At 64.3% G+C, this 26656-nt stretch carries 23 protein-coding genes; 7 read left to right on the forward strand and 16 right to left on the reverse strand.

The window, feature by feature from the left end; all coding sequences use genetic code 11:
* Positions 1 to 5: 5 nt before the first annotated feature.
* Complete coding sequence (locus tag X733_RS152450) at positions 6 to 2204, reverse strand: EAL domain-containing protein (protein ID WP_023818659.1); 2199 nt, start codon at positions 2202 to 2204, stop codon at positions 6 to 8.
* 91 nt (positions 2205 to 2295) lie between these two features.
* Between X733_RS152450 and xseA the strand changes: the two genes are divergently transcribed.
* Both xseA and X733_RS152440 read left to right on the forward strand, forming a co-directional pair.
* Entirely contained in the window at positions 2296 to 3969 is a 1674-nt protein-coding gene (xseA, locus tag X733_RS152445) for an exodeoxyribonuclease VII large subunit (RefSeq protein WP_023818660.1), read from the forward strand.
* Between the two features lie 8 nt (positions 3970 to 3977).
* Positions 3978 to 5096: a P1 family peptidase gene (locus tag X733_RS152440; RefSeq protein WP_023818661.1), complete on the forward strand. Its 1119-nt coding sequence runs from the start codon at positions 3978 to 3980 to the stop codon at positions 5094 to 5096.
* Between the two features lie 33 nt (positions 5097 to 5129).
* Here X733_RS152440 and X733_RS152435 read toward each other — a convergent pair whose 3' ends face one another.
* The 7 genes from X733_RS152435 to X733_RS152405 all read right to left on the reverse strand — a co-directional run bounded on the left by X733_RS152435 (position 5130) and on the right by X733_RS152405 (position 12656).
* Positions 5130 to 5372, reverse strand: a complete 243-nt coding sequence (locus X733_RS152435) for a DUF768 domain-containing protein (RefSeq protein ID WP_023670565.1) — start codon at positions 5370 to 5372, stop codon at positions 5130 to 5132.
* 620 nt (positions 5373 to 5992) lie between these two features.
* Positions 5993 to 6886, reverse strand: coding sequence for a sugar phosphate isomerase/epimerase (locus tag X733_RS152430; RefSeq protein WP_023818662.1), 894 nt, complete (start codon positions 6884 to 6886; stop codon positions 5993 to 5995).
* A gap of 66 nt (positions 6887 to 6952) precedes the next feature.
* Positions 6953 to 7891, reverse strand: coding sequence for an ABC transporter substrate-binding protein (locus tag X733_RS152425; protein ID WP_023753907.1), 939 nt, complete (start codon positions 7889 to 7891; stop codon positions 6953 to 6955).
* Between the two features lie 76 nt (positions 7892 to 7967).
* Positions 7968 to 8960, reverse strand: a complete 993-nt coding sequence (locus X733_RS152420) for a ribose ABC transporter permease (protein WP_023818663.1) — start codon at positions 8958 to 8960, stop codon at positions 7968 to 7970.
* Positions 8957 to 10453 (reverse strand): sugar ABC transporter ATP-binding protein, encoded by a 1497-nt coding sequence (locus tag X733_RS152415; protein ID WP_050588083.1) that lies wholly within the window; start codon positions 10451 to 10453, stop codon positions 8957 to 8959. Before X733_RS152415 ends, X733_RS152420 begins: the two co-directional genes overlap by 4 nt.
* 44 nt (positions 10454 to 10497) lie before the next feature.
* Positions 10498 to 11877: an FGGY-family carbohydrate kinase gene (locus X733_RS152410; protein WP_023701286.1), complete on the reverse strand. Its 1380-nt coding sequence runs from the start codon at positions 11875 to 11877 to the stop codon at positions 10498 to 10500.
* Positions 11874 to 12656, reverse strand: coding sequence for a DeoR/GlpR family DNA-binding transcription regulator (locus X733_RS152405; protein ID WP_023701285.1), 783 nt, complete (start codon positions 12654 to 12656; stop codon positions 11874 to 11876). Before X733_RS152405 ends, X733_RS152410 begins: the two co-directional genes overlap by 4 nt.
* A gap of 193 nt (positions 12657 to 12849) precedes the next feature.
* Between X733_RS152405 and X733_RS152400 the strand changes: the two genes are divergently transcribed.
* The 3 genes from X733_RS152400 to X733_RS152390 are packed head-to-tail and all read left to right on the forward strand — an operon-like array spanning position 12850 to position 16014.
* Entirely contained in the window at positions 12850 to 13893 is a 1044-nt protein-coding gene (locus X733_RS152400; protein ID WP_023686809.1) for a class II aldolase/adducin family protein, read from the forward strand.
* Complete coding sequence (locus X733_RS152395) at positions 13877 to 15166, forward strand: FGGY-family carbohydrate kinase (protein ID WP_031193245.1); 1290 nt, start codon at positions 13877 to 13879, stop codon at positions 15164 to 15166. Before X733_RS152400 ends, X733_RS152395 begins: the two co-directional genes overlap by 17 nt.
* The gene (locus tag X733_RS152390) at positions 15163 to 16014 is read left to right on the forward strand and encodes a TIGR01459 family HAD-type hydrolase (RefSeq protein WP_023818664.1); all 852 of its coding nucleotides are present in this window, start codon (positions 15163 to 15165) and stop codon (positions 16012 to 16014) included. Before X733_RS152395 ends, X733_RS152390 begins: the two co-directional genes overlap by 4 nt.
* A 75-nt stretch (positions 16015 to 16089) precedes the next feature.
* On the opposite strand, the gene X733_RS152385 is transcribed toward X733_RS152390, so the two are convergent.
* Genes X733_RS152385 through X733_RS152370 form a run of 4 tightly spaced genes read right to left on the reverse strand, consistent with a single transcriptional unit; the run spans position 16090 to position 20013 of the window.
* Positions 16090 to 17271: a hypothetical protein gene (locus X733_RS152385; protein ID WP_031193246.1), complete on the reverse strand. Its 1182-nt coding sequence runs from the start codon at positions 17269 to 17271 to the stop codon at positions 16090 to 16092.
* Positions 17272 to 17291: 20 nt separating this feature from the next.
* On the reverse strand, positions 17292 to 18302 hold the full coding sequence (locus X733_RS152380) for a succinylglutamate desuccinylase/aspartoacylase family protein (RefSeq protein WP_023818666.1): 1011 nt from the start codon (positions 18300 to 18302) through the stop codon (positions 17292 to 17294).
* A 2-nt stretch (positions 18303 to 18304) separates the two neighbouring features.
* Positions 18305 to 18649 carry a RidA family protein gene (locus tag X733_RS152375; RefSeq protein ID WP_023670576.1) on the reverse strand — a complete coding sequence of 115 codons (345 nt, stop codon included), beginning with the start codon at positions 18647 to 18649 and terminating at the stop codon, positions 18305 to 18307.
* Between the two features lie 38 nt (positions 18650 to 18687).
* Entirely contained in the window at positions 18688 to 20013 is a 1326-nt protein-coding gene (locus tag X733_RS152370) for an alanine racemase (RefSeq protein ID WP_031193247.1), read from the reverse strand.
* A gap of 71 nt (positions 20014 to 20084) precedes the next feature.
* Here X733_RS152370 and X733_RS152365 point away from each other — a divergent pair, with 71 nt between their 5' ends.
* On the forward strand, positions 20085 to 21026 hold the full coding sequence (locus X733_RS152365; protein ID WP_023701281.1) for an amidohydrolase family protein: 942 nt from the start codon (positions 20085 to 20087) through the stop codon (positions 21024 to 21026).
* Here X733_RS152365 and X733_RS152360 read toward each other — a convergent pair.
* The 4 genes from X733_RS152360 to X733_RS152345 all read right to left on the reverse strand — a co-directional run bounded on the left by X733_RS152360 (position 21000) and on the right by X733_RS152345 (position 25554).
* Complete coding sequence (locus X733_RS152360; protein ID WP_023695084.1) at positions 21000 to 21971, reverse strand: ABC transporter permease; 972 nt, start codon at positions 21969 to 21971, stop codon at positions 21000 to 21002. The two genes, X733_RS152365 and X733_RS152360, sit on opposite strands and share 27 nt — an antisense overlap.
* A complete protein-coding gene (locus X733_RS152355) occupies positions 21968 to 22981 on the reverse strand; it encodes an ABC transporter permease (protein WP_023818667.1) in 1014 nt (337 codons plus the stop codon). The genes X733_RS152360 and X733_RS152355 overlap by 4 nt, the downstream gene beginning before the upstream one ends.
* Positions 22978 to 24477, reverse strand: a complete 1500-nt coding sequence (locus X733_RS152350; protein ID WP_196813726.1) for a sugar ABC transporter ATP-binding protein — start codon at positions 24475 to 24477, stop codon at positions 22978 to 22980. Before X733_RS152350 ends, X733_RS152355 begins: the two co-directional genes overlap by 4 nt.
* Before the next feature lie 27 nt (positions 24478 to 24504).
* Positions 24505 to 25554: an ABC transporter substrate-binding protein gene (locus tag X733_RS152345; protein ID WP_031193248.1), complete on the reverse strand. Its 1050-nt coding sequence runs from the start codon at positions 25552 to 25554 to the stop codon at positions 24505 to 24507.
* Positions 25555 to 25791: 237 nt separating this feature from the next.
* Here X733_RS152345 and X733_RS152340 point away from each other — a divergent pair, with 237 nt between their 5' ends.
* Positions 25792 to 26592, forward strand: a complete 801-nt coding sequence (locus X733_RS152340) for an IclR family transcriptional regulator (RefSeq protein WP_023818668.1) — start codon at positions 25792 to 25794, stop codon at positions 26590 to 26592.
* Positions 26593 to 26656: the final 64 nt, after the last annotated feature.

The following is a 26656-nucleotide window of genomic DNA, read 5'->3' on the forward strand; positions in this document are numbered from 1 at the left end:
AACGATCAGGCCGACGCTGCCGCCTCCGTCGTTGCGTTGGCCGACGACAGGCCGGGCAGCGCCACCAATTGCGCCGGCTCCAGCGGCGGCGACAAGAGGTAGCCCTGCAGCTGCTGGCAGCCCATGGCGACCAGCAGCGCCTTTTGCACCTCGGTCTCTACGCCCTCGGCGGTGACCTCGACCTTGAGCGCGCCGGCGAGATCGATCAGCGCCTTGACGATGGCGCCCGAATTGCCGTCGCCGTCGAGAAGCCGCACGAAGGAGCGGTCGATCTTGAGCTTGTCGATGGCATGGCGGCGCAGATAGCTCAGCGACGAATAGCCGGTGCCGAAATCGTCGAGCACAATGCCGACGCCCGACTGGCGCAAGGCTGCCAGAGCCGCTCTGGTGGTGTCGTTGTTTTCCAGGAGAACGTTTTCGGTGATCTCGAGCTGCAGGCGCTTCGGCGCCAGTCCCGTTTCGGCGAGGATCGAGGCAACCTCTTCGGCAAAGCCGGCGTCGCGCAATTGCAGCGGCGAGACATTGACGGCGAGCCACGGCAGTTTGGTCTTCACGGCGAAGCGGCAGGCTTCCAGCAGGGCCCATGCGCCGAGCTGCCCGATCATGCCGCGTTCCTCGGCGATGGCGATGAACTGCGCTGCCGGCAATGCGCCATGGACCTCATGCGCCCAGCGGATCAGCGCCTCGGCGCCGACAATGGTCTTGCCGTCGCTGGCAAAGACCGGCTGGTAGGCGAGCTTGATACCGGTGCCGCCGTTCAGCGCGCTGCGCAGCTCGCTCTCGACCTTGCGCTTGCGCAGCAAAAGGTCGTCCATGTCGCCGGCGAAGACCTGGTAGCGGCCACGGCCGTTCTTCTTGGCTTCGTAGAGCGCGATGTCGGCCTTGCGCAGCAGATCGTCTGCATCGGCATCAGAGCCTGTCGACAAGGCTATGCCGATGCTGGCGCTGATAAAGACCTGATCGTCCATCAGCTTGAACGGCTCCTGCAGTTTCTGCAGCACCCTCTCCGAAATATCCTCTGCGTTCCTGACGTCGCGGACATCGATCAGAATCACCGCGAATTCGTCGCCACCCAGCCTTGCCACCGTGTCCACGTCGCGAACCGTATGCTGAAGCCTGGCCGCCGTCTGGCGCACGAGTTCGTCGCCTGCCGGGTGACCAAGCGTGTCGTTGACATGCTTGAAGCGATCGAGATCGAGATAAAGCAGCGCCACCTTGCTTTCATTGCCGGAGGTAAGCAAGGCACGCCGCAGCCTGTCCTCGAACAGTGCCCGGTTGGGCAGGCCGGTGAGCGTGTCGTGAAAGGCGAGATATTGCGCCTGGGCCTGGCTGGTCTGCAGCGCCGATGATGCTCGGCGCAGACGCCGGAGCAGAAAGGCCAGCACGCTCGCCGCGAGCAGCGTGGCCAGAGCCAGGGCCGGGCTGGCCTTGCCCACCAGCGTCAGGCCGGGCCGTTCCTGGTCCCAGGCAATATAGCCGAGGATGACACCCTGTTTGTCGATAAGCGGAATGGCAGCCGAGCCAAGCTGCTGAGCCATCGGCAGGAGATGCGCCCCCGCCAGGAGATATTTCTGCGCGATCTTGCCGATCACCGCGTCGTTGATGAACTCTATGGAGACATGCAGATATTCGCTGCCGGATGCTTGGGTGACGCGATCCGAACTCGGCACCAGAGGCATGACGCTGAGTATGGCAGGCTGACCGCCAAGCGAGACCAGATCGTCGGCAACGAGTTTTGCGCCAGCTTGGCTGGCGTCCTTGCTCACCATCTGGCGCAACCTGGCGATTGTCGGCCGCAAAGCGGGTTCGTCCTCGCCAAAGACGGCAGGCGACACGACCTTCCCTTCGCGCATGGCGTGGACCGGCCGGTTGGCGTCGTCCAGCACATAGACCCGGTTGTGGCCGTAATACGAGTACATCCAGACGCTGAGATTCTCTGCCATCCAGGTCTGGTTGCCGGCCTTGGCGTTGATAACGGAATCATCCCAGACGGCGACGCTTTCCTGCTCGCGCTTTACCGCGGCGATCTGATCCTGCAGGCCGTTGGCCAGGAAAACCTTCTGCCGCTCGAGCGAGACCCGGTCGGCCTGCATGGTGGCGTAAAGGCCGAAGCCGACAACGATGGCCAGTGCAAAAACGGCAAGCGTCAGCACCGTCAGGGTGACCTGGAACGTCAACGGGCTGCGTTGTCTGCGGGCGCTCATGCGTCCTCCTTGGCCCAGAGTCAATCAGGACAGGCTTAAGATCAAGTTATGGAATCTTGACGCGGAGCGACAACAGCCGCTCAATCGGCCGATGAGCGACGCAGAATCCGAATCACGAACCAATGCCACCGAATACACGGTGAGCGAGATTTCCGGCGCCCTGAAGCGTACGGTCGAGGATGTCTTCGGCCATGTGCGGGTGCGCGGCGAAATTTCCGGCTATCGCGGGCCCCACTCTTCCGGCCATGCCTATTTCACGCTGAAGGACGACCGCGCGCGGCTTGACGCGGTGGTCTGGAAAGGCACGATGGGCCGGCTGAAATTCCGCCCCGAAGAGGGGATGGAGGTGATCGCCACCGGCAAACTCACCACCTATCCCGGCAAATCCAACTACCAGATCGTCATCGACAATCTCGAGCCGGCGGGCGCCGGGGCGCTGATGGCGCTTTTGGAAGAGCGCAAGCGGCGACTGCAGGCCGAAGGGCTGTTCGACGCCGGCCGCAAGCGGCGGCTGCCGTTCATGCCGCGCACCATCGGCGTCGTCACCTCGCCGACCGGATCGGTGATCCGTGACATTATTCACCGCATCAAGGACCGCTTTCCGCTGCATGTGCTGGTCTGGCCGGTAAGAGTCCAGGGCGAGACGGCGGGGGCGGAAGTGACGGCCGCCGTCAACGGCTTCAACGCGCTGGCCTGGGATGGCGCGATTGCCCAGCCCGACCTTCTGATCGTGGCGCGCGGCGGCGGCAGCCTTGAGGACCTCTGGGGGTTCAACGATGAAGGGCTGGCGCGCGCCGTCGCCGCCTCGCGCATCCCGGTGATTTCGGCCGTCGGCCACGAGACCGACTGGACCTTGATCGATCTCGTCGCCGACATGCGGGCACCCACGCCGACAGGTGCGGCGGAGATCGCGGTGCCGGTGAAAGCGGACCTCGAAGCGACACTAGCCAGTCTTGGCGCACGTCTCAAAGCAGCCACCTTGCGCAATTTCGAACGCAAGCGGCAGGCCTCGCGTGCGGCGGCCCGGGCACTGCCCTCGCCCGACCAGTTGCTGGCGCTGCCGCGACGGCGGCTGGACGAGGCGGCCAGCCGGCTTAGCCGGGGGCTGATGGTCTCCACCGAAAGAAAGAAAGCTCGGTTCTTCGCCGTGAAGCTCACTCCGGCAACGCTGTCGCGGCGGATTGCCGAGGCGCGACGCACCAACGACCGCAACCTTTTGCGCGCCCAAGGGGCGCTGCGCGCATTGGCGAGAGCCCGGCGCGCGGAGTTGAATCGTGCGGCGGATCAGTTGCCAAAATGTGCGAAAGCATCCCTGCAACGGCACAGGCAGCAACTGGCTTTGCTGCAAGGCCGCATTACGATCGAGCCAACGGCACGGCGGCAAACCGTGCAGAGGGATCTTCTGACAGCTTTGACGAGACGCGGCACGCAAGCGGTACTGCTCAGGCTGGAGCGACTGCGCGGCCGCATCGTCCAATCCGAGAGGCTGATGGCAACGCTGTCGCACAAGGCTGTGCTGGCCCGCGGCTTCGCGCTGGTCAAGGATGCCGACGGCGCGGTGATCAAACTGGCAGTTGATGTGGCGCCGGGCGCTGGCCTGCAGCTGGAGTTCGCCGACGGCATCGTAAATGCAGTCGCGACCGGCGACGCCGAGCGGGTGCAGGCCGTTGCCAAACCAGCGGCCACGCCGCCCGCCAGCAAACCCGCCGCAAAGCCGACGGCCAGCAAACCGAAAGAACCGGGCAATCAGGGCTCGCTTTTTTAGAGGACCGCATGACCGGACATGACCCGCATCTTCAAACGCCGGCGGGCAAGCCGCGCGCCCGTGCTTTCGGCATTGCCTTCGAGGGCACGCCGGGCGGCTTCAACACCATCACCGATGTGCCCGGCGTATCGGTCGGCTATGCGACGCTGATTTCCGGCGAGGGTCTGCTCGAAGTTGGCACGGGGCCGGTGCGCACCGGCGTCACCGCCATCCTGCCGCGGCCGTTGGCTGAGCTCGCCACGCCGGTGTTTGCCGGTGTCTTCAGCCAGAACGGCAATGGCGAGTTGACGGGGTCGCACATTATCGAGGAAGTCGGCGCCTTCAACCTGCCCGTCACGATCACCAACACGCATTCCTGTGGCGTCACCCGCGACGGCACGCTGCGTTGGATGCAACGCGTGCTGCCGGCGGCGCTCGACAGCGGCTGGGGCCTGCCGGTTGCGGCCGAGACCTATGATGGTTTCCTCAACGACATCAACGGTCATCACGTCGGCTTCGAACATGTCGAAGCCGCGCTCGACGGTGCCGCCGGTGGAGCGATCGAGGAAGGCAGTGTCGGCGGTGGCGCCGGCATGATTGCCTTTGGCTTCAAGGCCGGCTCGGGCACGGCATCCCGCATCATCGAGTGGCAGGGTATCAGGCATACGGTCGGCGTATTCGTGCAGGCGAATTTCGGCAAGCGGCGCAATTTCACACTGCGCGGCGCCCGCGTCGGGCCCGATCTGGTAGAGCCGGCGATGCGCGAAGGCACGCCGCGTGCCGAAAAGGGCTCGATCATCGCCATCGTCGCCACCGATGCGCCATTTCTGCCGCACCAGATGAAGCGGCTGGCAAAGCGCGTGCCGCTCGGCATCGCCATGACAGGCGGCTTCGGCTACCACAGTTCGGGCGACATTTTTCTGGCCTTCACCACCGCCAATCCGCAAGCAGCACTTGCACCGTCGGGACGAACCGCAAACGCCGCTTACATCCCGGACGTCGATATCGATCCGTTCTTCGATGCGGTGGCGCAAGGCGTAGAGGAGGCGATCCTCAATGCAATGGTCGCCAATGAGGATATGAGCGGACGCGACGGCAATTTCGTGCCGGCGCTGCCGAAGGCCTGGCTGAAAGATCGATTTGGATAGAGGACAAGGCCTGGCGGCGCCAGGCCTGTTGCGTCACGGCTTGGCCGCGTTGCTCTGGTCGGCCTCGGCCGCCTCTTCGAGCCGCGATGCGATCAGTTCCTGGATGTCGCCGACTTCTTCCTGGATATCTTCCAGCGGAATGCCGACCTCAGCGGCCTTGGCCGCGCACTCCTTGGCGAGGGTCTCGGCCTGCTTCTCGATCTTTACCGGCGAGTGCTGGCAGTGGACCTTTTCACCGATCCATCCGCGCAAGAACTCGATCGCATGTTCACTCATACTGCTTTTCCCTGGCGGCTATGCCGGTTGGTAACCGTAAACGTCCGCACCCGGTAAAGGATGCATGCTGCCATTCGAACCGAGTCGGCTTCGCCCGGCAAGTTGATCTTGTCGGAGGTCCGAAGAGCCGAATGAAGGGAAGGGTTCAATGAGCACGTTCTGATTGTTTGATAGAGTGGTACGTTGGCCGGGATCGGCTTCGGCTCTATGCTATTGTTCTTACGATCTTTTCCTGCTGTCGACGGCCGATTTGTATCACAATAGGGATCACAACGCGTAACACATTTTCTGCTGCTTCGTGGTACACCGCCACAGCTACGCGGTCGAAGCCGCCGCTATATAGTGACATCATCATGCGATGTCGACTCTATCAGCTATCCTGCTTCTTTCCGCCGCGCTGTGTCAAACGTCATCCCCGTCCAGTATGGAGATTGGATGGCCCCGGAGGGCGTATGAAAATGTTGATGTTATTGCGTTTCGTGGCCAAAATCAGAAACCTCTCGTCAGCGTCACCCCGCTCGACTGCCTCCGCCACACTCAGCGCCTCCGACGTCGATTCCTTGCACGTAAGGCGCGGGCCGGATGAACGACAACATTGGCGCTTTGGCAGTGCGCTCCTGCTAAGGACGATGTCTCGATGCGACAAGCTCTGCCTTGCGCTGCGCCGTCTCCAACCCGATTGCGATGAAGGCGCGCGCATGCCGGGCCAGTTCCATATTGTCGGCCCACAGATTGCGCCAGATCGCGGTCTTCCGTGACAGGTTCTCGTCGACGATCTTCGACGAGAAGGATTCAAAGCTGAGGTCGTCCCTATAGCCGATTGCGGTTAGCGCATCGAAGATGGCGGCAAAGTCGATATTGCCGGTGCCGAGGAAACCGCGATGGCTCTCGCCGATATGGACATAACCGATCTTGTCAGCGGCATGGCGGATAGCCAGTCCGACATCGGCCTCCTCGATGTTCATGTGGAAGGTATCGAGATGCAGGAAGATGTTGTCGGAGTCGGTGTCCGCGATGAAGGCCAGGCCTTGTGAAGCGGTGTTGAGCAGATTGCTTTCGAAGCGATTGACGATCTCCAGATTGAGCGTGACACCGGCGGACTTGGCCGTCTCCGCAACCTTCGCAAGTGTCCCCGCGCTGCGGTTCCACTGATCGCGCGTCGGCGCCTGCGTCTGCAAGCCGTGGCTGGTACTGAGGATGCCGCCAATCTTCTGGCCGCCGAGATCGCGGGTGAGCGCGATCGTCTCGTTGAGGATCTTGACGCCGCGCGCGGCAACCGCCTTGTCGGCACTCGAAATGTCGCCGTCGGCCGGCAGGCCGATGCTGATCGCGACGCCAAGCTTGAGGTCGGCGATGCGCCTGGCCAGCCCGCCAACGTCGACATTGGCCGGGTCAAGATAGGAGAACTCGATCAGGTCGAAGCCGGCCTCTCTGGTGTTGGCCAGCGTGCGTTCGAGGTCGCCTTGCGCCGAACTCGCCGACCAGACGAAGGAATGAATCCCGATGCGCGACATGATCGTCTCCCGTTTCTGGAATTGAGATGCGGCCGGGTTGCCCCGGCCGCATCGGCCTTGGGAGGCTTAGCGGGCTGCGGTCCAGCCCTTGTAGTCTTTCAGGTTCTCGGCCGTGATCAGCTTCGGGTCGAGCAGCACGGTCGGCTCCGCCGGCTTCTTGCCGGCAAGCAGCTCAGCCGCCATCGTCAGCGACTGGCCAGCCATCACGTAGGGATCCTGCGAAGCCGAGGCCTTGATCAACGAGGTGCCGGAAGCGAGTTCCTTCTCGATATCGGGAGCGCCATCCACTGCGGTGAAGATGAACTCCGAGCGATTGAGCTGCTTGGCCGCAAGCTGGGCGCCGATCGCCGTCGGATCGTTGATGGCAAACACCGCATCGATCTTGTCGAAGCGGGTGAGCAGCGACTGGAAGACCTTCAGGCCGCCGTCGCGCGAGCCTTCGGCATTCTGGTCGTCGGAGAGGATCTTGATGTCGGGGTGTTTTGCAAGGACGTCCTTGCAGCCCTTCACCCGCTCCAGGATCGACGACGACGCCGGGCCGTTGAGGATAACGTAGTCGCCCTTGCCGCCGGTGTGGTCGACCAGATACTGGCAGGCCTCTTCGCCGGCCTTGACGTTGTTGGTCATGACGGTGACGTCGGCGCCTGGCGCCGAAACGTCGAAGGCGGCAACGACGATGCCCGCTGCTTGCGCCTTCTTCACCGCCGGGCCGATCGCCTTGGCATCGACCGCATTGAGCATGATGACGTCGACGCCGGCGGCGATGAAGGAATCGACCTGAGAGACCTGCTTGTTGAGGTCGTAGTCGGCCGACACTGACGTCACCTCGACCTTCGGGTTGATCTTCTTGGCCGCGTCCTCGATGCCCTTGATGGTGGCGACGAAGAAGGGGTTGCCGAGCAGGCCGACCGAGATGCCGACCTTGTTGAGGTCCTTGGCCGATGCGGGCGCGATGGCGGCAGCCGCGAGTGCGACGCCGCAGAGCAGTTTAGCGATGGTCTTCATTGCTTTCCTCCAATTGCCCCGCGCCTCTCACGGTGCGTTACACAAACCGGTCGTTTACGCCGGCGACCAAGGTCAATCACGTTCTCGCTCCTGCCTGGAGCCTGTAGCGGTCGAGGGCGACTGCCACGATGATGACCAATCCCTTGATGATGTACTGCCAGATGTCCGAGACACCGGCCAAGATAAGCCCATTGGAGAGCACCGCTATGATCAGGCCGCCGATCAGCGTGCCCCAGATCGAGCCGACGCCGCCGACGAAGCTGGTGCCGCCGAGAATGACCGCGGCGATGGCATCCAACTCGTAGGACTGGCCGAGTTGCAGCCCGTTGGCCGCATAAAGCCGGGCCGCTGACATGGCGCCGCCAAGGCCGGCCAGCAGGCCGGAAACGCCATAGACAAAGAGCAGCACCAGCGGCACCTTGATGCCGGTCAGCCGCGCCGCTTCGGCATTGCCGCCGACGGCATAGATCCAGGTGCCGAGCACGGTGCGCTTGAGCACCAGCCAGGACAGCACCACGACCGACAAGGCGATGATGACCAGCCAGGGAACGCCGAACAGCGTACCGTTGCCGATGAAGTCGAACGGCAGGTCCGAGTTGAACACCGTGGTGTCCTGGCCGAGCAGGCGGGCGACGCCGCGCACAGCGGTCAGCGACCCCAGCGTGACGATGAAGGGCGGCAGTCTGATATAGGCGATCAGCAGCCCGTTGATGACGCCGAAGCCGAGGCCGACGAGAATGGCCGCCGGCACGCCCAGCAGTCCCCAATCAGGCACCAGCGACACCATCACCGCCACCATCGCCGAGGCGGCAAGTATCGAGCCAACGGACAGGTCGATCCCGCCGGTCAGGATGACGAAGGTCATGCCCGCTGCCAGCACGATGTTGATCGACGATTGCTGCATGACGATCAGCAAATTGGTCTGGGTGAAGAAGCGCGCGTTCATCAACTGAAAGCCGACCGCCAGCAGGATCAGGATCGGCAGCATACCAAGGGCGGCGAAGGCGGTGCGCAACCGCCGGCTCCTGCCGACAACCTGGCCACTGATCTCGGTCGCCTTGTTGGTCATCCCTTGGCCGCTCCCGTTGCAAGTTCCATGATTGCTTCCTGGCGCAGCGGCTGGTCTTTGGACGCCGTAACCTCGCCGGCAATCGTGCCGTCGCGCATTACCAGCACGCGGTCGGCAACGCCGATCACCTCCGGCAGTTCGCTGGAGATCATCAGGATGGCGATGCCCTTTTTGGCGAGATTGTCGATCAGCCGGTAGATTTCCGACTTCGCTCCGACATCGACGCCGCGCGTCGGTTCATCCAGGATGACCACTTGCGGCTCGGTCTCGAGCAGGCGGGCAAGCAACACTTTCTGCTGGTTGCCGCCCGACAGCGAACCGGCATTGGCCTGTACCGACCTGGTGCGGATGGAGAGATCCGAAACGGCAGTGGCAGCACGTCTCTCGGCGGCTTTGAAATCGCGCAAGCCGCCGGGCCGCGCATCCCTGGCCAGCACGCCCATGCTGATGTTGTCGGAGATCGACATGTCGAGAAAGAGGCCGAGCTCCTTGCGGTCTTCGGTGAGATAGGCGATGCCGGCATTCAGTGCCTCGCTTGGCGAGCCGATGGTTACGGGCTTGCCGTCGAGTTCCAGCGTGCCGGCGATGCGTCTGTCGGCACCGAAGATCAGTCGCGCGAGTTCGGTGCGGCCCGAGCCGACAAGGCCAGCCAGAGCCAGCACCTCGCCCTTGTACAGTTCGAAGGAGCAGTTCTTCAGGAGATTGCCGTCCGCCATGCCGCGCACCGACAAGGCGACCGCGCGCTTGTTGTCCGGCGGGCGATGATCCTTCCTGTAAAAAGCGGACAGGTCGCGGCCAACCATCATCGAGACGAGGCGCGAGGCGTTCAGCTCGGCACGCTCGAGTGTGCCGACATAGCCGCTGTCGCGCAGCACGCTGACACGGTCGGCCAACTGGTAGACCTCTTCCATGCGGTGGCTGATGTAGATGATGGCGATGCCTTGCGACTTCAGCGTCGCGATGACCTCGAAGAGACGGTCGGTCTCGCGCGAGGTCAGCGAGGTGGTTGGCTCGTCCATGACGATGATGCGCGCGCTGGTCGAAAGCGCGCGGGCGATTTCGACCAGCTGACGCTCGCCGAGCGACAGGCTGGAAACCTGAGCCCGTGCGGAGAAGGACACGCCGAGACGCTTGATGATCTCATTGCTGCGCCGGTAGCATTGGTCGCGGTCGACGATGCCGAAACGCCTCGGCTCATTGCCGAGGAAGATGTTCTGCGCGACCGTCAGGTTGGGCGCCAGCGACAGTTCCTGATAGATAACCGCAATGCCGTGAGCCCGCGCCTTGATCGGGTCGCCGGTGGCGACCGGCACGCCGTCGATCAGTATCTCGCCGCCGGCATCAGGCCGATAGGCGCCGGACAGCACCTTCATCAAAGTCGACTTGCCAGCACCGTTTTCACCCATCAGCGCATGGACTTCGCCGGCATGGACGGTCAGCGACACGTCCTGCAAGGCGCGGACTGGCCCGAACGTCTTCGAGATGTGCCGCATTTCCAGCACTGGCTGGCGCGTGACTTCGGCCTGAGCAGCGACAATCACCGTGCGCCTCCCGCTGCCGCGCGGGGGATGCCCTGCTCGCCGATGAGGCCACGCCATGTGTCGCGATATCGGGCAAGTCCGGTGAAGCTTGCGGCACGCACGGGCTCCGGCACTTCCGCGGCAAATTCGCGGCCGACGGTCTCGAAGGCCAGCGCCGCCGCCCCGGTGGCGCTGCCCTCCAGTGTGGCCCCTTGCAGGAAGGCCTGGCTGGGACGCAGTTGCGCCACTAGCCCGGCGAGCAGGCCGCCAGCGTTCAGTCCGCCATCGACGATCACGGTGTTGTCCGAATGGATCTGGTCGAGGCAGAGGTCGACCATCAGCGCGACGTAGAGCAGCGCCACGGCTGCGCGTTCCTCGGCGCTTGGCATGCGGCCGACCAATTTGCCGGCGCGGCCGGGCATTGGTCCGCCCGGCGCGAAGCTCGGCAGCGCCATGCTGCCGGCGTTGATCACCCGCTGCACTGCCGCCGGCGCGATCGCGCCTTGCCAGCCGTCGCTGATCGTGGCGAATTCGCGCCCGCCCATGAAGCGGATGGTCGGCACAGGGCCGCCGTCGATATCGACATTGACCAGCATGTCGCGCTGGCCATCGAGCGCGTCGAGCAGGCAATCCGGATTAAGCACGACGACCCAGGTGCCGGTCGAGACGACGGTGACCGGGCCAAGCTCCTGCCGGCGATAGGCATGGAGCGCGGCATTGCTGTCATGGACACCATTGTGGATGGCGATCCGCCGCTTCGTGTCGCCGAGGCGTTGCTCGCCGACAACCGAGCCCGCCCGCTCGAAAGCGGGCATCCGGTCGCGCCAGCCCTCAATATCGACCAGCGAACTGAAGTCGCGCTTGCGCGGCGCCCATAAATGCGAGTGGCAGCCGAGATAGGACACTTCCGAGACCGCCCGGCCGCCAAACCGCCAGCTCCAGTATTGTGGATAGCCGAGGATCGATTTCGCGGCCGTGAATGCACCGGGTTGCACCGCCTGTAGCCACAGCATGTGGCGACCGTAGTTGAAGCCGAGCGGCAATCGCGGCGAGAAGGTCTCGGTGAAATCCGGAACGAGGCGATCAATTTGCGCGGCAATATCAGCCGGCGGCTCTTGCTCATAATCGAGTATCGGATGCGTCAGCGCCGCCTCGTCGACCAGGGCAAAGGTGCAGCCATGGCCCGACACCATCACGCCCTGTACGCCATGGACGTCGGAGGCCTCGCTTACGGCGCGAACCGCCCAACTGTGAAGTGCTGCCTCATCAAGCACGCTGAAGCCATCTTTGCGCATCCAGTTCGGCCGGGTCCGGCGCTCGTCGACGATGCGCCCGTCCTGAGCGAAGACGAACAGCTTCGAATTGGTCTTGCCGAAATCGAGGACGGCCATCTTCACTGGATGGCTCCCGAAGCCGAAGCGATGCGCACCATGACGCCCGCGTCTTCCAGCATGCGCGCGTCGACGTCGGACAGGCCGTCATCGGTCACCAGCGTGCCGATGCGCGACAAGGGCAGCGCGATGTTACGGGCGTGGATCGACAGTTTGCGGCTGTCGGCCAGCACCACGATCTGGTCGGCACACAGGCTGAGATCGGCGATGGAGCGGACCAGCAGCGGGTGCGATTCCAGCACGCCCTCCTGGCCAAGGCCTTGCGCGCCGAGAAAGAACTTCGATGCGTAGAACGGCTCCGCCTGGGTCGGTGAATGGATGATGCCCGGCTCACGATGCAGATCGCCGCCGGCAACGGTCAGGCTGCAATGGCCGTGGTCGCTCAGATAGGCCGCGAGCGGCATCGAATTGGTATAGAGACGGATGCTGCGCTCAGCCAGCTTGACCCCAAGGTGGAAGCAGGTCGAACCGCCATGCACGATGACCGCATCGCCGTCGCGCACCATCGTGGCCGCGAGAGCGGCGATCTGCCGCTTGGCCTCGACCGCGAGGTCGCGGTTCTCGTCATAGGGCCTGGCATAGGCAACACCCGCCTGTGAAGCGCCGTCGAGCGCCGAGATGCCACCATAGACCTTCCGTGCTTCACCGGCCTCGTCGATCTTGTCGATGTCGCGCCGCACCGTCGCCGCCGACACGCCGAGCTGCTCCTGCAGTTCGCGCACCGACGCGAAGGGGCGATCCCGCAGCAACTCGACGATCTGACGCTGGCGGCCGGAGTCGCTCAATCGTTTTTCCTCCCAGGAGCCGTTTTTGCCACGGCATTTGACGTAACTTACTCAACATCTTTCCGATTGCAAGAACCTTTGATGACATTAGATCACTATTGACGTAAGTCGCTCGCATCTGCGATACACATCAACATCCCACGACGGGTATCCGAAGCTGCGAGGCTGACGGAGCTGATAGAGGAAATGCGCCATGGCGAGCTATGCGGATGCGCAGGAAATGGCTGCTTTGCGGGCGCTTTCGGCCAGCATCGGGCGCAATCCAAATCTGACCCAGGCCGCCGGCGGCAACACCTCGCTGAAAGCCGGCGACACGCTGTGGATCAAGGCTTCCGGCACATGGCTGAAGGATGCGCTCTCCGAAGACATCATGGTCCCGGTGGCGATGGCGCCGCTGCTCAGGGCTGTCGAACAGCGCGACAGCGCCGCCGACCAGCCGCAGATCTTCGCCATCGAGACGCTCAACGCCCGGCGCCTGCGCCCTTCGATTGAAACCACCGTTCACGCGCTGATGCCGCAGCGCGTCGTCCTGCATGTCCATTGCGTCGAAACCATTTCGCTGGCGGTACAGGCCAATTGCGAGGTGGAAGCCGCCAGACGCCTTGATGGTCTCAAATGGGCGTATGTTCCTTATTTCCGGCCAGGCCTGCCGCTTGCCCAGGGTATTGCCGAGCGGCTTCAGGCTGGGGTCGACGTGCTAATCCTTGCCAATCACGGGCTGGTCGTCGCGGCCGATACCGTCGCCAAGGCCGAAGTGCTGCTGCGCCGCGTCACGCTGCTTCTGGCGCGGCCGGCGCGCCAAGTGGCGGAACCGGATGTTGCGGGATTGGCGGCGCTGGCCGGGAAAACCGGTTACAGGCTGCCGGCGGAAATCGAGGCGCACGCGGTCGCCATCGATCCCGAAAGCCGCCGCATGGCGTCCGGGGGCAGCCTCTACCCCGATCACGTCATCTTTCTGGGTCGGGGGTCGGTGGTGGCAAAGCCCGGTGAGGATGTGCCGCGCGTCATCGAGCGGTGCGGTACAAACCCCGTGGCGATCCTGTTTCCCGGGCTGGGCGTGCTGATGCGCGGCGATGCCAGTGCGGGCGCCGACGCCATGCAACGCTGCCTTGCCGACGTGACGGCACGCATCGACATTGCAGCGCGGCTGAACTACCTCACCGCCGCCGAGAACGATGAACTGGTCAACTGGGACGCCGAGAAGTATCGCCAGAAACTCAATGCCGCCAGCCGCTGACACGCCGCTTGCCATAGGCATCGACATCGGCACGTCCGGCGCGCGCGCGGTCGCCATGCGTCCGGATTTTTCCATTGCCGCGCGTTCCGCCGTTTCGCTCGAGTTGTTTGGCCGGAATGCCCGCGACCCTGCAGTGTGGTGGTCAGCGGTCGGCGCAGCGCTGGCGGAACTGCTTTCGGGCATCGACCGAACAGCGGTCCGGTCGATCGCTGTTGACGGCACTTCAGGTACGTTGCTGCCGGTCGACGGCGCCGGGCGGCCGCTGGCCGAGCCGCTGATGTACAACGATACGGTCGCCGACAACGCCATTCTGGTCGCGATCGCTCGCGAAGCCCCAGCGACCAGTGCCGCACTTGGGGCGACGTCCGGTCTCGCCAAGGCGCTCTGGTTCCAGCGCACGCCCGGTGTTGCCGCGGTGCTGCATCAGGCGGACTGGATCGCGGGACAATTCTCCGGTCGCTTCGATGTCAGCGACGAGAACAATGCCTTGAAAACCGGTTACGACATCACGGCCCGCTGCTGGCCGGACTGGATTGCGGCCACCGAAATGCGCATGGAGTTGCTGCCCGGTATCGCCAGGCCGGGCGATGTCGTCGGCAAACTCACCGCGGATGCCGCGGATATGTTCGGCTTACCGCGCGAAATCGCCGTCGTCGCCGGAACGACCGATGGCTGCGCCTCGTTCCTGGCGACAGGTGCCGCGGCAATAGGCGACGGCGTCACCGCGCTGGGGTCGTCGTTGACCGTCAAGATCCTGTCCGACCGGCCTATCTCGGCGCCACGCTTCGGCATCTACAGCCATCGGCTTGGAGATGTCTGGCTGGCGGGCGGCGCATCGAACTCCGGCGGCAAGGTGCTGACACAGCATTTCCCTCTGGCGCGCATCGTCGAGCTGAGCATGGCGATCGACCCGATGACCGAGACCGGCCTCGACTACTATCCTCTTGCCACTGCAGGCGAACGCTTTCCGATCGCCGATCCAGCACTGCCGCCGCGTCTTGTGCCGCGACCGGTGGAGGACGCCGACTATCTGAAAGCCATGTTGGAGGGTATCGCCGCGATCGAGGCGCTCGGCTATGACAGGCTCGCTGAGCTCGGCGCGCCGCGGCTGACGTCGGTCAGAAGCGTCGGCGGCGGTGCGGCGAATGCCGCCTGGACGGCGATCCGGCAGCGCAGACTTGGTGTTGATTTCCTGCCGGCGCTTTCGCACGAAGCCGCCGCCGGCACGGCGCGGCTGGCGCTGATGGGCGCAAGCCTGGCGGGGCTTCTATGAGCGCGAAAACAGTCGAACACCTCAACGGAATCAGTCAGCTGGCCGAGCGCTATGATGTTTTCCTGCTCGATCAGTTCGGCGTGCTGCATGACGGCGCCAGCCCCTATCCAGGGGCGGTGGAAGCACTATCGGCGCTGAAGCGCGCCGGCAAGACCACTGTGCTGATTTCGAACTCCGGCAAGCGGGCGGGGCCCAACGAGACCCGGCTGCTAAAGCTCGGCTTCGAACCGGGAACCTGGGACCATTTTGTTTCTTCCGGCGAGGTCGCGTGGGAGTTCTTCCACGACATGGCGGTATCCGGAAAGCTACTGCCAAACACGAAATGCCTGTTGATAAGCCGCGACGATGACCGCTCGGCGATCGAAGGTCTGCCGTTCGCATTGACTAAGGACGGTGACGATGCCGGGCTGGTGCTGATTTCGGCCAGCGAGGGCGACCGCTATGATCTTGAGCACTATCGCCGACTTCTTGCGCCGGCTGCGGTGCGGCAGGTGCCATGCTTCTGCACCAACCCTGACAAGATCATGCTGACGGCAGTGGGGCCGCGCTTCGGTGCCGGCCGGCTGGCGGATCTCTACGAGGACCTCGGTGGTAGCGTCACGCGTATCGGCAAGCCTTACCCCGCCATATTCGGCGCCGCACTAGCGCTGGCAGGCAATCCAGACCGCGGCACTGTGGTCTGCGTCGGCGACAGTGTCGAACACGACATCGCTGGCGGACTTGCTGCCGGCGTGGCCACGGTGCTGGTTCTGTCAGGAATATTGGCGGACACACCTGACCTGTTCGACCTGTTCGACACGATGGACGCATACCCGGATTACACCATGGATGGCTTCAGGTTTCGCTGATTTGATTCACCCCGCAGCGCTCGCGCCCGAATCCGGCCTCAACGCCTCGTGGCCGGCGAGCATTGGCCGGCTGGCTCAAGGCTGCCGAACAGCGCGGATCCAGTCGAGCCGCGCGGCTGGAATGAGGCCGTAATTGTAGAAATTGATGCCGTCGACACCGGGCGCCAGCGCTGGCTTCACCTTGGCCGCAAGAATGTCGGGGCGGGCCATTTCCGGATAGAACAGCCGGTAGCCGGCGCCGAGGAATTTGTCCGCGCCCAGTGCCGCACGGCCGGCCGCCATCAGGCTGGCGACATCGCCGGCCTGCATGTCGTAGGCGCACAGGATCGCCCCGTCGCAGACCTTGCCCAGCGCTGCCAGATCGCAACCGCCAAGCCAGCCGTCTTTCAGATCGATAATAACGACCCGCGTCGTGGGATCGGCTACCTCGCGCAGTTCGGCGACCAGGCTGGTCACTGGCTCGAATCGCCACAAGAGATAGGCATGGAGCTCCGGCCAGGGGGCAAAGGCGTCGATGCCGCAGGCGGGAAAATCGGGAAAGCGCCGCTCAGGCATCGCACGCTCGCAGGTCTCGACGATCCATTGCCTGGTGAGCTTGCGCGCCGCCTCGGCATCGATGCCGGCTTTTGCCGCACGGGCGACGCAGGACGGACAGAAGCACAGAGACAAAAGAAAATCGTCTTCCGGCGTCAGCCCGACACCGTCCTTCTCGTGATGGTATTCATGGGCAAAGCCCATGAAGGACGGGCTTTCAAGTTCTATCCGGTCCGGCCGGTAGCTGTGCGAGATGTCTGCGATCAGCGCGCGGACATAGGCGCGCGCATCGGGATGGGAGGGGCAGAGATTGTAGTAATTGGCATCGCCGAAGGCGTTGCGGGTGACGGCCTGCGGATGCAGCATGCCCAGGCGGGTGTTGTGCAGGCAGACCGTCCAGCACGAAACGCCTAGCCCGCCCGCGTCGCGACGGCGGATGAGCTGACCGAGCACGTCGCCGCCCTCGGTGATCACGTCAGCCACCTTGGGTTGGACGGCTAGACTTCCCCAGCGCGCAGCGGTCGGCTTGAAATAGATGGTGCCGTCCTCAGGGAAATAGGCCTTGCGGCGCGGACTGCGCGGCTGCAGGAAGCGCCCGGCATGATAGGATGTCGCCAGGCTGATCATGTTGAGCCCGGCGCGCTCGACAAGATCACGTTCGACCGTCTCCAGGCCGAGATCCTGGATGTCCCAGGGATAGGTCCACATGGACAGTTGCTGCATGGAATATCTCTGCCTTTGGCTCAGCCGTCGACCGGCTCTGCGACCTGCATTAGGCAGTCGCCCGCCTCACACATCGTGTGCAGCCGGCGCGACAGCACCAAGCCGCTTTCGGCGAAATGCAGGGCCTCCTCGGCAACATCGAGCCGCTCGAGATCGTGGTACCAGCCGGCCAATTGTCCTGAAGTGACACTGTCGCCGAGCCTGGCGGCGGGCTCGAACCAGCCGCGGCGGGTGGCATAGAGGCCCTGGCTGTGCCTGGACAGGGACAGCAGCCTTGTCGGCGCCGAAGGCTTTTCGCCTGCGCCAAGGACCGACGCGCCGACCACACCCATTGCTATCATCAGACGGTCGAGTGCGCGGGCCGTGATCGCCATCGAATCGACCGTTGCGGTGCCACCGCCGCCGAACTCGCCGCTGACGCCGATGGCGCCGGCGCGGCGCGCTGCGCCCATCGAGGTTGGCGAGGCCTGGCCGTTGTCAGCGATAAAGCCGTAGGGCATGCCGAGCATGCGCATCAGCTCGACGCCACGCCGGTGGCGCTCGGGATCGGCGTTGCGTTCAACCAGCGCGGTCGGCAGATGCTCCATCGACGTGCCGCCCGAATGGATATCGAAGACGACGTCGTGACGGGGGAACAGCTCCGTCTCAAGGAAATTGGCGAGCCGGCTTGTCGGCGTTCCCGAGGGATCGCCGGGAAAGGCCCGGTTGAGATTGCCGCCGTCGAGCGGCGAGCAGCGCTTGGCGGCCATCACCGCAGGGGCGTTGGCCATCGGCATGATGGTGATGCGGCCCTTGATCCGCTTCGGATCGAGCCGGCGCGCCAGTTTTGCCAGCGACAGCTCGCCCTCATATTCGTCGCCGTGATTGCCGGCCATCAAAAGCAGTGACGGGCCGTCGCCATTGCGGATGAGGCAGATCGGCACCTTGACCTGAAAGTAGGGCGAGCGATCGATCGAGAACGGAATGCTTAGATGGCTGAGCGTCTTGCCGTCGCGGTCGAAATCGAGCGTGTGGGCGAGGCCGGTGTGCATGGTCAGACCGCCGCGACCGCGGTGATTTCGATGCGCAGATCAGGGTCGGCAAGCCGCGCCTCGACGCAGGCCCGCGCCGGCAGGCGGGCAGGATCGATCCAGGCATCGTAGATGCTGTTCATGGCCTCGAAATCACCGATCTGCGGCAGGAAGATGTTGACCGCCACCAACTTCGACTTGCTGCTGCCGGCCTCGACCAGCAGCGCCTCGACTTTGGCAAGCACGTCGCTGGTCTGGCCTTCGATGCCGGCCTTGCGATCGTTGGCCACCTGGCCGGCTATGTGAACGAGGCCGCCATAGACGACTGCCTGCGACATGCGCGAGCCGGACTGAAAATACTTGATCATATCGGATCCTTTCGAGGTTCTCTTTTTCGGGGATCTGGTCAGCCGAACCAGGTGGGGAAAGCGTGGCGGACGTGGCCGGTCGCGTCGACCCCGAAGATCACACGATAACGGTCGAGGCAGGTGCAGGGGTGCGAGATGCCGAATTCGATGACGTCGCCGACGGCGATGTCGTCGCTCGGCGCAATCGACAGGAAGGCATGCTGGTCGTTGAGCTTGACCACCTCGGCGCGCGCCGCTGGCATCGGCAGCGGCTTCCCGGCGCGGAAGACCGTGAGCAGCGTTGGAAATCCCTGGTCGAACGACACGTCGCGCATCCCCATGCCGCAGATGACGAGGCCGGGCTCAGGCCGCGACAGCACTTCGGCCCACAGGCGTAGCGCAGGGCGAAAGGAATGCCGCGCCGAAGCGCTGATGCCGCCTATGGCAAAACCCTTGCGGGCATCGAGGGCGCCGAGCGAACGGTCATAGGTGCCGTGGTCGTGGAAGAAGATGGCGCCGCTGCGCAGCACCAGCGTTGCGTTGCCGTCGCTGAAAACCTCCGGCGAAAGTGCTTCAACCACTCTGTCGAAGAAGGCGGAGCCGCCGGCTGTGACGATCAGCGGTGCGTCGCCGCCGACGCGGGCACGCAGCCGCAGGAACATGTCGGCGGTCATTGCCAGCAGGCGGGATATCACCTCATCGGTGCGACCGGGCTCGGGTTGCGCCGCCGCCCCTTCATAGGTCGTAACGCCGGCGATCAGCAGCCGCCCGCCGGCAGCCGTGATCGCATCGGCGATAGCCTCGGCTTGCGCGGTGGTGCGGGCGCCCGCCCTGCCCGCACCAAGTTCGACCAGCACGCGCAGCGGCGGCAGCGCCGCATTGGCGCGCCAGGCCTCGGCAAGCGCATTCACGGCGTCGACCGAGTCGGCAAAGACATAGAGCTCGGCATCCGGCCAGGCACCAGCAAGCACCGCCAGCCGGTTGGCGCCGCCGGCTCCGCCAACCTCATTGGCGATGATCAGCCGTGTCAAGCCGGCCTTCAGCATCACTGTCGCTTGCCTGATGTCGGCGACCGTCGTGCCCCATGCGCCGGCCTCGACCAGCGACCGGGCAAGGTCGGGCGCCATCGGCGTCTTGGCATGCGGAGCGATCTCAACATTGTGTTCGCGCGCATAGCGCAGGAACAGGTCGCGATTGACGGAGAAGGCCGCCTCGTCGAGGGTCAGCACCGGAAGCGCCATGCGTCCATCGGCGGGATGCCAGTGCTCGGCCGCGACAAGGCTGCTGTCAAGCCCGGTTGTGCCGGGAGGCACGCCGCGGATGCGGTCGTCGAGCTGAAAATTTTCGTGCACCGAAAGGGCTGGAACCGGTGAGTTTTCAGTCATCCGATGCTAACCCTTTCACCGTCGCAGAACGAAGCCAGAATCGATCGCCGGTCACAGCCTGAGAGAGATACGTGCCAGAACCTTACGCCGGACCGATCATCGACGCCCATCATCATCTTTGGGATCTCAGCCTGGGACGGCATCCCTGGCTCGGCGCCACGGCCGGCGAGCGCGGCGGCCTGGGCGAGCTTGGCCCCTTGCGGCGGAACTATCTGCCCGGGGATTATGCGCGCGATGCCATAGGGCATAATGTCGTCGCCACCCTCCATGTCGAAGCCGGCTGGGCGAGTGGCGACTGCATCGGAGAAACGCGCTGGCTTGAAGCACTCGACAAATCGCGCGGCGTCGCCGCCCGCTATGTCGTTCACGTGCCGCTCGCCGATCGCCAGGCGCCTGCGCTGATCGAAGCGCAAGCCGCGTTCGAGCGTGTCGCCGGCGTGCGCGACATATTGAGCTGGGATCCCGACCCTGCCCGCCGTTTTGCGGCCCGTGACGGCATCATGGACGATCCGGCCTGGCGCGCCGGGCTTGCCTTGCTTGGCCAGCATCGGCTGGCCTTCGACCTGATGGTGTTTCCGCGCCAGCTCGCCGGCGCGGCTCGCCTTGCGGCTGCCTTCCCCGATCAGCAATTCGTGCTCAACCATTGCGGCAGTCCGATCGACCGCGACGCCGACGGCATGCAGAGATGGCGCGACGGGCTGCGGCTTCTGTCGCAATGCGACAACGTCGCCATCAAAATATCGGATCTGGTCGCCTACGATCATGACTGGACGCTCGACAGCCTGAAGCCCGTCGTCCTGCATTGCATCGATTGTTTCGGCACCGGTCGCGCCATGTTCGGCAGCGACTTTCCGGTCGCCGGCCTGCATGCCTCGTTCGATGACATATATGACGGCTTCAAAACCATCACAGCGGACTTTTCCGCCGACGAGCAGACGGCGCTGTTCTTCGGCAACGCAAGGCGCATCTATCGGCTCGACGATGTGTCATCGGCGCGCCTGCTCCCGGCCTGAGAGCAGCAGCAGGCCGAGGATCAGCGAGCCGAACAGGATGCTGCGCCAGCCGGGCGATGCGTTGACGACGGTGATCAGCGCGGTGATGGTGACCAGCAGGATGGCGCCGGGGATGGTGCCGGCATAGGTGCCAAGCCCGCCGAGGATCGAGGTGCCTCCGAGGACCACAGCGGCAATCGAGGCGAGCAGATAGGGATCGCCGATGCCGACATAGCCCTGTCCGTTCATGCCCAACACGAGCACGCCGGCAAGTCCCGAGCAGAAGCCGCTGATGCCGTAGACCGCAAGCGTCGTGGACGTGACCGGAACACCGGACAATGCCGCGGCAAGTGGGTTCGCGCCCATGGCGAAGATGCGGGCGCCGAGCGATGTCGCATGCATCGTGGTCAGCACGATCGCCGACACGACCACCCACAACAATACGCCAGCGGGAATGCCGGCCGGCCGGCCATTGCCGAGCCAGTGGACCAGCGGGTTCTCGGCGGTCACGGCGCTGCCGCCGGCGATGATGATCAACAGACCCTGCAAGAATGTCGCCATGGCCAATGTCATGATCATCGGGTGGACGCGCAGCAAAGCGACGCCGAGCCCGTTGACCAGGCCGATTGCCGTGGTCAGCACCAGAACGGCAAGAATGGCGGTGATGCCGGTCGGATCCACCTGCCACGACAGCAGCGGCAGGCTGACGGCGCTGACCGTGACGATGGCCGCGACGGAAAGGTCGATGCCGCCGGCGATCACCACAAAAGTCTGGCCCGCGGCAACCAGGCCGATGACGGCGCCGAGCTCCACCAGATAGCGCAGATGGCCATAAGCGCCGAAGCCGCGCGAAACGAAGCTCGCCACGATCCAGACCGCGGCAACGATGGCAACGGTGAGAAACGGCCGGCTGCGCAGGACCGTCAGGGCGCGTTTGCCGCCCGCGCTGTCATTCCATGCTGTCATTGCTGTGCCTTGCGGGATTGCGGGATGGCGACCGCGCCGATGATGATCAGGCCCTGGGCCACATATTGTGCGACCGGCGTGAAGCCGAGGAAGAACATGACGCTGATCATCAGGCTGAGCAGCAGGCTGCCGGCAAGCGCGCCGCGCATCGTGCCCTGGCCGCCGAGGAAGCCGATGCCGCCGAGCACCGCAGCGGCAATCGAGTTCAGGGTAAAGGCGGCGCCGATGACCGGGTCGCCCGAACCGGTCTGTGCGGCGACGAACAAGCCGGCGCCAGTGGAGAGCAGACCGCTGATCGCATAGGCCGCAATGCGCGCGCCGTCGACCGGCACGCCGGAGCGATAGGCGCCGACCGGATTCTCGCCGGCGGCATAGAGGCTCAAGCCAAGCGGCGTGGCGAGATAGAGCTTCCACAGGAGAATGATGACCACCAGCAGCACGAATGCCGCCGGTGTGTTGCCGGCAAGCAGGTCGGACAGCCACGCCGGGATTGCGCCGCCGGGCCGCGGCAGGATCAGCAGTGCGGNCCACGCCGGGAGTGCGCCGCCGGGCCGCGGCAGGATCAGCAGTGCGGCGCCGCCGATGATGAACGACCCGGCAAGCGTCACCACGATGGCCGGCAGCCGAAGCCGTACCACGATGAAGCCGGTCGCCGCCCCGATGCCGAGGCCCGTCAGCGCCACTGCGGCAGTGCCCCCGGCGACGCCCAGCGGCCCGGCCATCGTCGTCGCGGCGATGACCGCGCCCAAGCTGACCGTCGCGCCGATGGCTAGGCTGATGCCGCCGGTGAGCATCAGGATCGCCTGCGCCATGGCGACCAGCGCCAATGGAAACCAGCTCTGCGTGAATTTGGCGAAGCCGGACGCCGTGAACAGGCCCGGAAAGAGGACGCCATAGGCGATGAGAAACACCAGGACGACGGCAAACAGGCTGCGCACGCCGACATTGCGACGCATCTGCACCGGCCAGTAGAGCGCATCGGTCTGCCGGGCGGAGGAAGATCCGTTCATGCCGCAACCTTCCGCTGTTCGGCGCCCATCGCCGCGGAGACGATGGCTTCCTCGCTCAGCGCTCCACGCGCCAGCATGGCGACGATGCGGCCTTCGCGGACGATGGCTACACGGTCGCAAAGGTGCACGAGTTCGGGCGTGTCGGAACTGAGCAGCACGACCGCCTTGCCGGCGGCGGCGAAATTGCGAAGCATCATGTAGATCTCACGTTTTGTTTCGACGTCGACGCCGCGCGTCGGATCGTTGAGCAGAAGCACCAGCGGGTCGTGCGGCATCCATTTCGCCAGCGCCACCTTCTGCTGGTTGCCGCCCGATAGAGCCTGCGCCGCCCGCCCGAGGTGACCCTTGATGCCGAGTTGGACGGCAAGGCTTTTGGCCGTCTCGCGCTCTGCGCGGCGGCTGCGCAGCTTCAGCGCCGGCAGCCTGGCAAAGGCGGGCAGCATCATGTTGGTGATGATGGGATGGATCAGGTGCAGGCCCTCGCGCTTCCGATCCGCGGGCACATAGGCCAACCCCAGCGCGTTGGCTTTCGGCACGCCGCCGGGCAGGCCGGAGGCGCCGTTGACGGTCGCCGACGCCGTCCGTGCCGGAATGGCGCCGTAGAGACCGAGCAGCAGATCTTCCTGCCCTTGCCCGACCAGACCGCCAATGCCAAGCACTTCGCCCGTTTTGATATCTAGATCGACGTCGCGCATCAGGCCGGCCGAAAGATTTCGGACGGAGATAGCGTCGGCAGGCAAACTGGAAGGCTGCCATTGCGGAAAAAGATCACCGGGATCGCGGCCGACCATCAGCCGAACCAACCCGGCGGCGTCGGTGCCTTCCAGGGTGCGGTCGGCCGTGCAGGTGCCGTCCTTCAGCACGGTGACGTGCTGGCATAGCGCCATGACTTCGTTCAGTCGGTGCGAGATGTAGAGAATGGCGATGCCTTCGCCGCGCAACCGCTGCAGCAGATCGGTGAGGATTTTGGTTTCGGTTGCCGATAGCGACGATGTCGGTTCGTCGAGAATGAGCACGCGCGGCCGGCGGTAGAGCGCCTTGGCGATCTCCACCATTTGGCGGCGGCCGAGCGACAGATGCCCGACCGGCGTCGACAGCGGCTCGTGCAGCCCGACAAGTTCGCATGCGGTCCTCGCCCGCGCAGCGAGTTCGCGGTAGTCAATCAGGCCGAACCGTTTGGGATAGGCGCCGAGACCAATATTTTCGGCGATGGAAAGACTGGCCGTCAGGCTGAGTTCCTGCTGGACGACGGCGATGCCGGCCTGCCGCGCAACAGCCGGCGTCATGCGTGAGACCGCGCGTCCATCGACCTCGATCGTCCCGCCATCCGGTCTCAAGGCGCCGGACAAAAGGTTGATCAAGGTCGACTTTCCGGCGCCGTTCTCGCCGAGCATCGCATGCACGCGGCCCGGCTGGAGAGCGATTGAAACGTCGCGCAGGACGGGGTTGCCGAAGAAAGACTTCGACACACCCCGCGCCGCGAGCAGCGGAGCCATGGTTGTCAACGCTACAACCCTTCAGGCTTATTTCTGAGCCAGCAGCTTCTTGAACAGCTCCTCATCGTAAGGAGAAAAGATGTAGCCGTCAGCCGGGAAGTCCTTGGCCCGGGCGAGGTATTCGTCGATGTTGGAATTGTCGATTACCGGCAGCGGAATCTTGACGAAAGCCGGCACATCCTTGCCTTCCAGCGCCTGGACGGCAGTGTAGGTGGCGAAGGCGCCGAGCCAGTTCGGCTGCATCGTCGCCCAGCTCTTCAAGCCCTTTTCTTTCCAGAGTTCCAAAAACTGCCGGGCGTTCTCACCGGTGATCGGCACCTGTTCACGGCCCTGCTTGTCGAGGGCCAGCACGGCGCCTGCCGACAGAGCGCCGCCGAGCGACAGGATGCCGTCGATCTCGGGGTTGGCGAAGAGGAGGCTGGTGACGGCTTCCTGTGCCGGCGCGACGTTGTAGGGCGTGTTGGTCTCGGCAAGCACCGTCACGTCGGGATGGGCCTTGAGCTCAGCGTCGGCGCCTTTGCGCCTGTCATCGCTGACCGAAACCCCGGCGGGGCCATTGAGGATCAGGATCTTGCCCTTGCCGCCGATGGCGTCGATCAGGAACTTGGCGGCCTGGTCGCCCCATTGCGAAGAATCGGTGTTGACCTTGGCGGTGACCTTGTCGGTGTCGACGAGGCTGTCGAAGTTGATGATGGCGATGCCCTTGGCGCAGGCGTCGGCCAGAACGCGTGCCGGTGCGGTCGACGAACCGGCGATCAGGATGATGGCGTCGACATCGGAATCGATCATCGACTGAATCTGCTGGATCTGGACGTTGGCATCGCCCTGAGCGTCGGTGACGACGAGCTTGTCGACCAGTCCCTGCCTCTTCAGGGTCTCGACTTCGGCTTCGATCGTGCCTTGGGTCTGCTTCATCCAGGTCGGCACGGAATAGATGTTGGCCCAGCCGATCGTGTACGGCGCCTTGCGGTCGCCCTTGATGCAGTTGGCGGCGGCATTGGCCTGCGAGGCGACGCCAAAGCTCAGCACGAGACCGAGGCAAAGCGCGCTGGCGGATGCGAAAAACGGTGATTTCATGATGACTGTTCCCTTCAGAGGTTGTGGCCTCGACGTGCAGAACAAGGGCGAGGAAACCCGTCGATCGCCGGGTCTTGGAAACCGTGTGTCGCCTCGGGATTTGTCTGCGTCAGGCTCGTTAGTTTGTCTGGTATTTCAGACAATGTGTCTGTATATCGGACAAATTGGATGCTAGACCGAGCCTTGACATCTTTCAAGCGCCTTGAGACGAGAACGAAATGATTTTGGCGGATGGTCATGAGCGACGGCACTAACGATGCGATCGGGAAGGAAGCCGGCGCGGAGCCGCGCAACGGCGAACGACGACGCGGCATTGACCGCGTCATCATGCTGCTCGAGGCGTTGCTGCGGCACCGCGCGCCAATGCGCGTCGGCGACATCGCCAAAATGATCGGCGCGCCGCGTTCGACCACCTACGAGATCGTCAACAGCCTGCTCGACGCCGAAATGCTCGAAAACGTCGGCGGTGAAGGTTACGTCTATTTCGGACGCGCCATGCATCTGTTCGGCTGGGCCTACTCACATCACAATGCCCATTACCGTCGCATCATCGAGACCTTGGATAAGTTGGCCGCCGAGACAGGCGAGACGGTCCAGCTATGCGGCCTGCGTGGCAACAAATACGTCGTTCTTGACTGCCGAGATTCCCCAGGCCCGTTCCGGATCTCAAGCGATGTTGGGGTTGAGGTGCCGATCCCATGGACGGCATCCGGACGGCTGCTCCTCGGCCATATGAGCGAGCAAGAGTTGAGGGATTTCATCCCATCTGGCGACTACAAGCTTCCCGACGGCCGCATCATTGCACCAGCCGAATTCTTTGCCGATGTTGCCTTGGCCCACCGGCAGGGTTTCAGCGAGACCACAGCCTTGGCCGACCGTTTCACCTGGTGCATGGCGGCGCCCATCCGTGACGGCCACGGCGCCATCAAAAGGACCTTGTGTTTGGTGTTACCCGTCGACACGCCGGAGCCACGGCGCGACGAACTGCTTGCGTTGCTGCGCGAGCGCGCCCGTGGACTGTCTCTGGCGGGAGGCTGACGATCAGCCGTCGTGCCCTCAGGTTGAAGCCTCTTAAAGGCACATGGATTCCGCTCTTCCCCAT

Source organism: Mesorhizobium sp. L2C066B000 (assembly GCF_000502335.1).
GTDB lineage: Bacteria > Pseudomonadota > Alphaproteobacteria > Rhizobiales > Rhizobiaceae > Mesorhizobium.